At 41.1% G+C, this 10,457-nt stretch carries 11 protein-coding genes; 8 read left to right on the forward strand and 3 right to left on the reverse strand.

Features of this window, described 5'->3' with window-relative positions:
* Positions 1 to 5: 5 nt before the first annotated feature.
* The 7 genes from ACU1JV_RS25325 (at position 6) to ACU1JV_RS25355 (ending at position 4,736) form a co-directional block, all read left to right on the forward strand.
* A complete protein-coding gene (locus tag ACU1JV_RS25325) occupies positions 6 to 632 on the forward strand; it encodes an HXXEE domain-containing protein (protein WP_413986118.1) in 627 nt (208 codons plus the stop codon).
* Positions 633 to 752: 120 nt separating this feature from the next.
* Entirely contained in the window at positions 753 to 1,541 is a 789-nt protein-coding gene (locus ACU1JV_RS25330) for a DUF4309 domain-containing protein (protein WP_413986119.1), read from the forward strand.
* 158 nt (positions 1,542 to 1,699) lie between these two features.
* A complete protein-coding gene (locus ACU1JV_RS25335; protein ID WP_413986120.1) occupies positions 1,700 to 2,227 on the forward strand; it encodes a TetR/AcrR family transcriptional regulator in 528 nt (175 codons plus the stop codon).
* Between the two features lie 205 nt (positions 2,228 to 2,432).
* On the forward strand, positions 2,433 to 3,023 hold the full coding sequence (locus tag ACU1JV_RS25340) for a sulfurtransferase TusA family protein (protein WP_413986121.1): 591 nt from the start codon (positions 2,433 to 2,435) through the stop codon (positions 3,021 to 3,023).
* Positions 3,020 to 3,496 (forward strand): DsrE/DsrF/DrsH-like family protein, encoded by a 477-nt coding sequence (locus ACU1JV_RS25345; RefSeq protein WP_013371120.1) that lies wholly within the window; start codon positions 3,020 to 3,022, stop codon positions 3,494 to 3,496. Before ACU1JV_RS25340 ends, ACU1JV_RS25345 begins: the two co-directional genes overlap by 4 nt.
* Positions 3,497 to 3,572: 76 nt before the next feature.
* On the forward strand, positions 3,573 to 3,839 hold the full coding sequence (locus ACU1JV_RS25350; protein WP_013310304.1) for a metal-sensitive transcriptional regulator: 267 nt from the start codon (positions 3,573 to 3,575) through the stop codon (positions 3,837 to 3,839).
* A 183-nt stretch (positions 3,840 to 4,022) separates the two neighbouring features.
* Positions 4,023 to 4,736 carry a YetF domain-containing protein gene (locus tag ACU1JV_RS25355; protein ID WP_058831292.1) on the forward strand — a complete coding sequence of 238 codons (714 nt, stop codon included), beginning with the start codon at positions 4,023 to 4,025 and terminating at the stop codon, positions 4,734 to 4,736.
* Positions 4,737 to 4,752: 16 nt separating this feature from the next.
* On the opposite strand, the gene ACU1JV_RS25360 is transcribed toward ACU1JV_RS25355, so the two are convergent.
* From ACU1JV_RS25360 to ACU1JV_RS25370, 3 genes are read right to left on the reverse strand one after another with little or no spacing between them, the layout of a single operon-like run.
* Positions 4,753 to 5,859: a GerAB/ArcD/ProY family transporter gene (locus ACU1JV_RS25360; protein WP_413986122.1), complete on the reverse strand. Its 1,107-nt coding sequence runs from the start codon at positions 5,857 to 5,859 to the stop codon at positions 4,753 to 4,755.
* 28 nt (positions 5,860 to 5,887) lie between these two features.
* Positions 5,888 to 7,087 (reverse strand): Ger(x)C family spore germination protein, encoded by a 1,200-nt coding sequence (locus ACU1JV_RS25365; RefSeq protein ID WP_413986123.1) that lies wholly within the window; start codon positions 7,085 to 7,087, stop codon positions 5,888 to 5,890.
* Positions 7,088 to 7,096: 9 nt separating this feature from the next.
* Complete coding sequence (locus ACU1JV_RS25370) at positions 7,097 to 8,716, reverse strand: spore germination protein (protein ID WP_413986124.1); 1,620 nt, start codon at positions 8,714 to 8,716, stop codon at positions 7,097 to 7,099.
* A 225-nt stretch (positions 8,717 to 8,941) separates the two neighbouring features.
* On the opposite strand from ACU1JV_RS25370, the gene ACU1JV_RS25375 reads away from it, so the two are divergent.
* Positions 8,942 to 10,102: a trans-sulfuration enzyme family protein gene (locus tag ACU1JV_RS25375; RefSeq protein ID WP_413986125.1), complete on the forward strand. Its 1,161-nt coding sequence runs from the start codon at positions 8,942 to 8,944 to the stop codon at positions 10,100 to 10,102.
* The last annotated feature ends 355 nt before the right edge of the window (positions 10,103 to 10,457 follow it).

Below are 10,457 nucleotides of genomic sequence, written 5' to 3' on the forward strand. Positions count from 1 at the left end.
CTAATATGAATCTTTTGAGAAAATATTGGCAAGATGCAGGGGCTATAATCGGTGTGGTTGTATGTATTGTTTTACTTATGAATCCAGCTATCCTTTCGGATATAACAGGCATGTTATGGTTGAGTTTTGTAGCTATATTGTTTCATCAATTTGAGGAGTACCGCTGGCCTGGATATTTTGCTGGTTTATTTAACAATGTTATGTTTAAAAGTGATACACCGGATCATTACCCCTTAAACACTCAATCAGCGATGTTTATCAATGTGGCAATTGCCTATGTGTTTTATCTGCTCCCCGTATGGTTCCCCCACGTAATCTGGCTTGGACTCGCACCCGTTTTTATGGGATTCTTTCAGGTCGTCTGGCACGGTATTGTTGTCAATCTCAAAGCAAAAACGGTATATAACCCTGGTTTGTGTACGGCACTTCTCCTGCATGTCCCTATAGGAATCTGGTATATTCATGAAATCGTAAAGAGAGACATCCCAACGGCAATAGACTGGATTGCAGGTACAATCTACTTTGTTTTTGCTGTATACATCTTCATTATCAAAGGGAATATATGGTTGAAGGAGAGTGACTCCCCTTACGCCTTTTCTAAACAACAGCTAGGAATTTATGATCGCAGGTAGGATATGTTAGAAAATCACAAATGTGCTTGTTTACAAGTTGGATACAAGTAGAGGTATTCTCGAAACGAGGTTCGGTTACACTTGGTTTGTACCCAAGAACAAGGAAAGAGTGATCTTATAATGAAACCTACACATCAATCTCGTAATCTTAAAAAGTTAGCTTGCAAGCTGGTCACCACCAGCACTTTATTAGCTATAGGTTTTGCTGTAATGACAGGATGCGGCAATAGCGGAGAAGCAAACTCAACTGCTCCCTCTACAACGAAATCAGCCACACCATCTGCCAGTAATTCAACAGATCAGAATACAGACATCAATACAAATGAGCAAGATACCCACAATAACCAGACGAGTACAGATAGCAGTAAGCCTAGTACGGATGGAGGAAATTCCGAGAAGCCTGGAAAAGAGTCTGGTCAAGGCTCAACCTCGATACACAAGGAACCCGCTAGTAGTACAGCCTCACCTGACAGTAAACACAGCTCTGCAGCTGCTATATTGAGTGCAGCCAAGCAGGGGACGTTACCCAATCTGCCTAAAGGTCTTGGTTTGGGAACTAGCAGCGATCTTTTGTTTGAGCTTTGGGGGAAATCCGATTCTGGTTCTACAGGCCCTATGAGAAGTTACGCTAAATATCATACAGATCTCGTACTGGATGGAAATGATAAAGTTACAGAAATTACTTCTTCCGATTCAAAATATAAGAAGTTGCTTATCAAACAAGTTATTGACGAACTGGGCCAGCCCACAGAAACAGTTGACACCTCTAGAGACATATCCGGCACAGCAGAAGCTAATTATAAAATCGACAACACATCAGGTCTTAGTTATTATTTAGTATTTTCCTATCAAACCAAAACGCAAAAGGTCAGTTATGTTCGACTATATTTTAACTCGATGACGCCATAATTAGATTTAGATGTATAAAAAAGAGAGTCGTTTCCATTACAATGATGGAGGCGACTTTTTCGGTTCATTGCATTTTTAGAGGATGACATTTATAATGTTAAGTGATTGATTAATCACTAATCAGAGAAAATTTGTGATAAACAAAAGGATGAGAAAATATGGCTAAAGCAACATCAACATCAATAAATCGCCAAAAGGAAATCATATCTGCTGCTATTGAAGTCTTTGCGGAGATGGGCTACTATCGAGCTACAACGGCCAAAGTTGCGGAACGGGCTAATATTTCACAGCCCTATGTTTTTCGCTTTTTCGCTACTAAAGAAGCCTTGCTTATTGAAGCCCTAAAGGTATCATTTGCACGTATCATAGACTCTTTTCACCGGGTCATACAATCGGCTTCGTCGGAACAGTTAGAGCAAGAACTGATTGCAGCCTATTCGCAGATTATGACGGAATATCGAAATGAAATACTTTTGCAAATGCAGGCACAGACAATCCGTGAGGATGTGGTTGTAACCGTGATGCAGCAGGGGTTACGTGAGATCCATACGACAGTTTATGACGCTTTCCGCCAGGCTGGTATTGAACAAGCCATGGAAAGAACAATGCTTTTTCTCGCCAGAGGAATGCTATGTAATATTTCGATGTCGCTGGATCTGCCAGAACTGATGAAAACAGACGATTAATTGGTATGTATGCAGTAGAGTCGCGCTTTTGCGCGGCTTTTTTGTGTGCTTTTAATTTTATAAGACATGAATTATTAGTTTGAATGAAAATGACTAGCTGAGTTGACAAGAGAAGTGGGCCTCGCTATTCTAATACCTATAGGGGTATGTGTATTAAGAAATTAAAACTAAACTAAACCCCACAAAAAAAGGCGGAGGTACCACTATGTCATCAACTAGTCATATCGAAGCAGATCAGATTCTTGATTGCAAAGGGCTTGCTTGTCCTATGCCAATTGTAAAAACAAAAAAAGCTATGGATGAGCTTCTTGCCGGGCAGATTATGGAGGTTCAAGTGACTGACAAAGGTTCGTTAGCAGATTTTCAGAGCTGGGCCCAAGGCACCGGACATCAGTATTTGGGCACTTTTCAAGAAGGAGTTGTCATGCGACATTATCTACGCAAAGCAAATCCGACTAATGTGAAGGAGGAGCAAGCAATTCCTTTCACGATAAGTATTAAAGAGCTGCAAGCAAAATGGTCTGCAAAGGAGAACTTCATTTTGCTGGATGTTCGTGAACCCGCCGAATTTGCTCTTAAACACATCCCAGGATCTAAGCACATCCCCCTCGGAGAACTGGAGAACAGACTCGCTGAGCTAAATCTGGAAGATGAAATCGCAGTGATCTGCCAAGCTGGAGCACGCAGTGAAAGGGCTTGCCGGTTATTGGCAGACAAAGGCGCTAAAAACGTCAAATCTGTGCTTTCAGGCATGTCCGGCTGGGCAGGAGAAATAATGGGGTACGATTCTATATGAGTACAGCCAAAACAACGATTATTTTATTCAGCGGTGAGCTGGATAAAGCGCTTGCTGCATTCATTATTGCGAATGGAGCGGCAGCATATGATCATGAAGTAACTATTTTCTTTACATTTTGGGGACTAAATATATTGCGTAAGGATGAGCTCATGCGCACCCATAAGGGAATGCTCGAAAAAGCCTTTGGCTGGATCATGCCTCGTGGACCGAAAAAGTTAGCACTCTCCAAAATGAATTTCGTCGGACTGGGACCACAGATGATCAAGCATGTCATGAAAAAGCATAATGCGCTCTCTCTTCCAGAGCTTATAGAGTTAGCACAAGAGCAGGGGATCAAGCTCGTCGCTTGCACCATGACCATGGATTTGTTAGGACTTCAACAAGAAGAGCTAATAGATGGTGTGGAATATGCTGGAGTAGCTGCTTACTTGGGAGATGCATCGCAAGGACAGGTGAATCTATTTATTTAGGGTATCCTATTTACTTTTTTGGTTTATAATATACCTATACATGTATATGGTAAGTCAAAAAAGGAGTGCATTGCTTATGGATTACAATTACAGTGATGAACTGAAAACGCGCTTGAGAAGGATTGAGGGCCAGGTACGTGGAGTACTTCGTTTAATGGATGAGGGCAAGTCGTGCAAGGATGTAGTCAGCCAGCTATCAGCTGTACGCAATGCATCAGATAAAGCAATCGCCCAGATTGTAGCAGAAAATCTGCAACGTTGCATATTGGAAGAGCAGGAAGCTGGAGGAGATACGGATAAGCTGGTTAAAGAAGCAATTCAGCTGCTGGTGAAAAGTAGATAATCTATAGTGAATACACGAAAGACTAAGATTAAATAATAGCCGTAATTAAAAAAGTTCGCTGCCCTAGTTGGTAGCGGGCTTTTTTTCGGACAACTTTAGGAATGGAATAAGCCTCTGTTTATACAGAAGTATAGGAGTGTAAATAACCCATAAGAAAAATAATTTCTTTCGGAGGGCATAGGTATGGAGGTATTTGTCACGATTGGTGTCAAATTGATCATCAGCTTTTTTGGCCTATGGCTTATTACTTTTATTACAGGTCGGAAAACACTCAGTCAGTTAACACCGCTCGATTTTCTGACATCATTGGTATTGAGCGAAATTGTAGGGAATACGTTATATGACGATAAGGTGACCATTTGGCATCTTTTGTTTGCTTTGGCACTATGGTGCGCGCTGGCCTACTTTTTCGAAAAAGCGACGACTCATTTTGTGAAATTTGGATATATGGCAGAAGGTCGAACAGTGCTGCTCGTGGATAAAGGGCAGGTTAATCAAGAATTGCTGGAGAAATATGATATAGAATTTACACAGCTACTCTCCATGCTACGCCAGCAAAATATTTTTTCTCTGCGTGAGGTCTTGTACGCTACGTTAGAGACGAACGGCTCATTGTCAGTCATGCGCAAACCCGAATATGAGCCACCCGCTGCTCAGGATATGGGAATAGATGCACAGCCTGATTTTTTTTCTGTTACTGTCATTGATAAGGGAAGGTTGCTAAATGAATCTATGCGCGGGAAAACAATTGATGTAGAGCTGATAAAAGCAAAGGCGCGAGAGCAGGGATATGACAGCATCAATGAGATTGCCTATGCAGAGCTTAGCGAGGATGGAACGCTCCATGTAGTGCCGATGAAAGAGAATAAAAATCAAAAAAGTGGTGGATCTATTTAAATGAATGATCATCTCCTCATGAAGAGGACTGTTTATTTGTCTTTTTTCTTTTTTTAATAACAATAAAGGTGAATAGTAACAAAGGGAGGAAAATTTGAAAAATAGGAAACCAGGAATTAAGAACAAATTTTCGACCGATTACCATGTGATGAATATAGTTAGGCGACAAAAAAGAAAGACCATAAATAAGTGCTGCAAGGGGAAGAATCCATTTTTTAAATCCGACTCCGGTTATTTTTTCAAGTCCTATCACAGCACCATTAAAAAATAAAGACATTTTGATGATCAAGCCAAGAAAAAGAAGCAAGGTGAAAAGGGCATCCATTCGTTCGAACAGATCTGCTAATTCAATCAACTGAACGGCTTCCAAAAGAGGAAGTGTGCTATTTGCAGCGATCTTGGGTCCGAGAACAAAAATATCCAATTGATTAACAAATGTTAGAGCAAGTGCGGTCATTATATAAGCAAAGGAAACGGGTTTTGTGAGATTCCGGCCTTTATGTACAAGCGGATAAAATACAAGAAATAACACAGTTTGTCCGAATGGAAAGGAGATAAGCTCAGGAATAGCGGCTTTAAATATGGGATTCCATCCTTCCTCTAAAACCGGAAGGGAATTTTCCAAGTGAAAGAGACCAGTTGCCGGAATTAATATACTAATTATGGCGTATCCAAGTACAAAAAAAGGGAAAAGGAATAAGCAAAATAAGAAAAATGCTTTGTAGCCGTAACGAACCGTGTTGGATACAACCACGATTGTGATCAAGATGATGATCCACAAAGGGGTTTGGCGGAGCAGAGTCATTACGGTCACCTCGCCTAAATCGCGTATGTTCCGAGAAGCTTCATATGTAAAATACATCACAAAAAGTAAATTGATGAGTGTACCCATATATTTCCCTGTGTAACGGCGAAACAACATGAACAAATCTAATTCAGGATCTTGATGGTGAATAGCAAGATGGAGCATTAGCAGAAGAAGTCCTGCTAATGCTCCTATCAACATGACTAACCAAGCATCTTGCTTTGCTTCAGCCCCCATTAAAAACAAAGTTGTACTTCCAACTTCAAATAAAGACATACAAATGATCAGCTCGGATACTCGGATTGTATTTTGACGCATTGCTTCATTTCACCTCTCCCTGTTTATTTCATTTCAACAGTTCGTTAAAAGATTTTTCGAATAACCCTGGACGTGCAAGCTTCATTTTTACACCTATTTTTATATCCATGTTTGCGAACTCTTCAGGCCATGTCTCTTTTATTTTTTTCCAGTCTTTTGGGTACTTGTGATGAATTTTATTTCCAACACCAATAAGGTCGATATTCTTTTGCTGTAAGGCTTTCCAGCCTTCCTGAATTTGCAGTTTGATCATTTCTGCTGCTTGCATCTGCAATTGACCTATACTTTGCATATCTTTCATTTCTCTTTGCGAAGAGGCTGACAGAAGATCCCCGGTAGCTTTAACGTCAACGTTGAGGTAATAATGATTTAAATTCTTGATTGGCGTAACCTTAACCTTGGCTTTCCGGATGAGGAAAGCGGACGTAACATTCCCATCCACATAGTTTACAGTAGTGTTTTTAATCTGGTTGTTTAACCATGAAACCCCTATACTTTCCTTTTCATTTAGGAAGCCGACTCTCTTGTCTTTCTGAAAAATGCTTAAGCCCGATAACTTGAGTTTATTTTTGGCGGAGGTTTCCTTGAAAACATCAACAGAGTCTAGTTTCTCCGGCTCGGAACCCTCAAGAGATATTTCTGGAACTCCGGCTGCACTATCGGAGCTAATTTTCGAAATAAATTCATACATGGATATTGCAGGGTAAATTGATCCTAATTTGCTATCTCTTTCTATAATCTTTTCTAAAGCTTGACCAGGAATTTTCTCTGGTGGTACAAGCTTTTTTAAAAAATTACGAGCCTCTCCGTTGGCAATGAATACTTTTACAGTTTCTCGTGAATCAAGGTTGCGGAGGTATATATCAATAATCTCTTCAATGCCTTGTTCTGCTGCTTTTTTTCCAATAACGAGTATATTATTTTGGGCAAAATATAGTTTGCGTGGGTATTCCAGGCTACTCTTCGTAACGGTCTCTCTCAATGTTTTTCCATGTGTAGAAAAGGTATGTACAGCGCTTTGCGATGCCCCCGAGGAAGTACCACCTGAGCCAGTCGTCATGGCTGATGGAATGATGATTTGATAAGTATTGATCCAGTCGCCCTTATGTCCATCAATTCCAGTTGCTGTTGTGATGGCTAATTCGTTCAATTCTGTTCGATCTACGCACCCTGTAAGTAATAACCCTGCAATAAACAGTACATAACTAACTCTTAATTGCCGCACCATTGATCTCTCCTATTTTTGGGTATCAGGCTTATGACCACCTTCAGTATCATCCGAACTAGCAGGGTATTGGTGAGCTGCCTGTCTTGTCTGGTTATGGCCTGACTTTTCGCTAGGTCTGGTTTTCATAGCCCACCACGGAACTCTGATGATAAGGTCCTTCATATTAGTTTTAAAGGTGGGGCTATAGGGAACAAAATAATCAACTCCGAATGACTTGAGAGATACAAGGTGAATTAGAAGGGGGATAATTCCTATCAGAATACCAAATAAGCCTAGAGCCCCCGCCAGTAGCATAAGTGCAAAACGCAACAACCTGACCGCTGAAGCCATAGCAAAATACGGGATGACAAAGTTCGATATAGCTGTGAAGGCAACAACGATCACCATTGCACCTGAGACCAGTCCGGCTTGCACCGCCGCCTGTCCTATAACCAGAGCTCCTACAATAGAAACGGCTGGTCCGATGACCCGTGGCATTCGCACACCTGCTTCACGAATCACTTCAAACATTAATTCCATCATTAAAGCTTCCAATAATGCAGGAAAAGGAGTTCCTTCCCGTTGAGCCATTAGCGTAATCAACAGCGTGGTGGGGATCATTTCCTGTTGGAAAGTCGTCAAGGCTATAAATAGAGAGGGAAGCAACAATGAGACTAGAAAAGATACTACACGAAGAGCCCTTAAAAAAGTTGAAATGTCATATCTCTGGTAGTAGTCTTCCGCCGTTTGAAAGAAATTAAAGAAGGTTACAGGTGCAATCAGAGCGAATGGCGTCCCATCAACAAGGACAGCTACTTGTCCGTCTAAAAGGCTACCAGCGACTGTATCCGGACGCTCTGAGTTTAGCATGGTGGGAAAGAGACTAAGTGGTTCATCCTGTATAAATTCTTCGATGTAGCCACTTTCAAGTATGCTGTCTGTATCAATTGGTTGCAGCCGTTTTGTAATTTCCTGTATGACTTCTGGATTAGCGACATTTTCAATGTAAGCTAACATGACTTTGGTTTGTGTATATCGCCCAATAACGTGACTTTCAAATTTAAGGTCAGGTGTCCGCAATTTTCTTCTGATCAGTGTAATGTTGGTTGAGATATCCTCCGTAAATCCTTCTTTAGGACCCCGTACTACGGTCTGAGTGCTGGGTTCCTGAATAGCCCGTCTTACTCCGCCTGCGATGGAAACTACCAATGCATAGTTGTTTCCGTCGATGACAATGACAGCATTCCCGGAGAGGATCGCTTGATATACTTCATTTTGCGAATGTATCATTTGAATATTTCCAGACGGAATTGTGTTTTTTAACAAAGAAGCTGCAGTATTTTCCTTAAACATAAAAGTATCTGCGGAGCCCATCTCTGTAATCAAGCTCTCCATTAAATCGGAAAGCAAGTTTTGGTCAATCAGTCCTTCAATATAACAAACGGCGAGATGGCCAGCATGTACAGGACTTTCGGAAAAATCACGAATGACAAAATCGGGACCTTGCCCAAGTTTTAATTTAAGTAAAGACAGAGTATGGGATAATGATGAATGGATTGGATCGGTAGCGGTTTGCTGTTTGGATTTTTCGATATCCTGTGAGTACCTTTTTCCAGGTTTCAGAACACTTCTAATCCAACGTGTTAACACAAGTGAACCTCCTTCTTTTTTGATAAAGCATATCTTTTCCTTGCAATCCAAAAATATACGCTATTTTATGAATTGGATACTTAGTGAAAGACATGTGGAAGCCTGATCAGTTTCGAAAATTAAACAGCACAGGTCCAAAGCAATTTGACTTATAGAATATTTGAGTCCTTGATTGAGGAGACTACCTTCATGGGTTTGGAATTTTTCAGAAAGTGGTGATCAGGTTTGAGTTTCTCAGATGATCAGCTCATGTGTTTTGGGTTTGAGGACAAACTAGGGTATTTTGCTAAGGCTGCTGTTCCTCCTATTTATGAGACTGCTCCATTTTTCTTTGATACCTACGAAGATTATGCTGAAGCAGCTAATCATGAAAAGGAGCATTATGTCTATTCGAGAGGAACCAATCCTACCGTTCGGATTGCAGAACAAATGATTGCTGCGCTGGAAGGTGGGGAGGACTGCAAGTGCTTTGCCTCCGGAATGGCTGCTATCAGTGCCGCTCTAATGTGTAGCTTATCCGCAGGGGATCATCTGATTCTGGTCGGACACATATATGAAACTTCCGTCAGCCTAGCCAAATACTTAACGAAGTTCGATATAAACTACACCATTGTACATTCGACTTCTACGGAAGCAGTTGCTAATGCCATCCAACCGCAGACCCGTGCTATTCTTATGGAGTCTCCTACCTCGTTTACATTCGATATGGTAAATATTCAGGAAGTAGCGTCACTTTCCAAAGCTAAGGCTATCCGCACAATCATAGATAATTCATGGGCTACACCCCTATTCCAAAAACCATTAGAATGGGACGTTGATATCGTCGTTCACTCCGCATCCAAGTACTTGGGGGGACATAATGATTTAATTGCTGGGGCAGTAATCGCTTCTAAAGAGATAATAAATCGTATGTATGCTGAAGAATATGAGTTAATTGGCGGTTCGTTAGCCCCTTTTGAAGCCTGGCTACTCATTCGGGGTCTAAGAACACTCCCGCTTCGTATGGAAGCCCATCAAAGAAATGCTCTGTTGGTTGCCCGTTTTCTATCAGATCATCCGGCCATTTCTAAAGTAAATCATCCTGGACTTCCTTCTCACCCACAGCATGAGCTGGCATGTAGACAGCTTAAAGGGTATGCCGGACTATTCAGTTTTGAACTAAAAGACTCGGGTTATGAGGATATATGCAGAGTGATCAATAAACTGCGACTGATTCGGATCGGTGTATCGTGGGGTTCTATGGAGAGCCAGGTGATCTCACCGAACTACGGTTTCAATAAGCAGAGTCTAAAAAAACAACACATGCCCGAATCGCTAATTCGCTTGGCTGTGGGGCATGAACCTGCTGAACTTTTAATAGAAGATCTAGCTACAGCTTTAAGCTAAGCGTTCATTTCAGGATTTCATATAAAAAAAGCGAAAGCAGCAGCTCCATCAATAAAGAGCTACTGCTTTTATGATTTATAACGTTTATATCTTCGGTTGTTATAGACAAAGCACTATGTGTAGGCGTGGTTCAGTAAAAATTACACCGTGTAGAAACACAACTCATGTACTGGTAAATATTACAACTTGTTTGTTGGGTATACACGTGATAAATTATATATCCAGCCAGTTAAACGGCTGTTGATTGATCTTTGAAAACTGAACAACGAGTGAGTACGGATTTTGTTTACAAAATCCAACGTTGAAATTTTGGTACATGCCATCTGGCTGTATGAAATGGAAACGAAAATGAGAT

The sequence above is a fragment of the Paenibacillus sp. T2-29 genome (assembly GCF_052921365.1).

Bases quoted from the DNA above. Each gene is read 5' to 3' on its own strand.
- ACU1JV_RS25335 (WP_413986120.1), top strand. From the start codon at position 1,700: ATGGCTAAAGCAACATCAACATCAATAAATCGCCAAAAGGAAATCATA.
- ACU1JV_RS25365 (WP_413986123.1), bottom strand. From the start codon at position 7,087: ATGGTGCGGCAATTAAGAGTTAGTTATGTACTGTTTATTGCAGGGTTA.
- ACU1JV_RS25355 (WP_058831292.1), top strand. From the start codon at position 4,023: ATGGAGGTATTTGTCACGATTGGTGTCAAATTGATCATCAGCTTTTTT.
- ACU1JV_RS25325 (WP_413986118.1), top strand. From the start codon at position 6: ATGAATCTTTTGAGAAAATATTGGCAAGATGCAGGGGCTATAATCGGT.
- ACU1JV_RS25330 (WP_413986119.1), top strand. From the start codon at position 753: ATGAAACCTACACATCAATCTCGTAATCTTAAAAAGTTAGCTTGCAAG.
- ACU1JV_RS25360 (WP_413986122.1), bottom strand. From the start codon at position 5,859: ATGCGTCAAAATACAATCCGAGTATCCGAGCTGATCATTTGTATGTCT.
- ACU1JV_RS25345 (WP_013371120.1), top strand. From the start codon at position 3,020: ATGAGTACAGCCAAAACAACGATTATTTTATTCAGCGGTGAGCTGGAT.
- ACU1JV_RS25340 (WP_413986121.1), top strand. From the start codon at position 2,433: ATGTCATCAACTAGTCATATCGAAGCAGATCAGATTCTTGATTGCAAA.
- ACU1JV_RS25350 (WP_013310304.1), top strand. From the start codon at position 3,573: ATGGATTACAATTACAGTGATGAACTGAAAACGCGCTTGAGAAGGATT.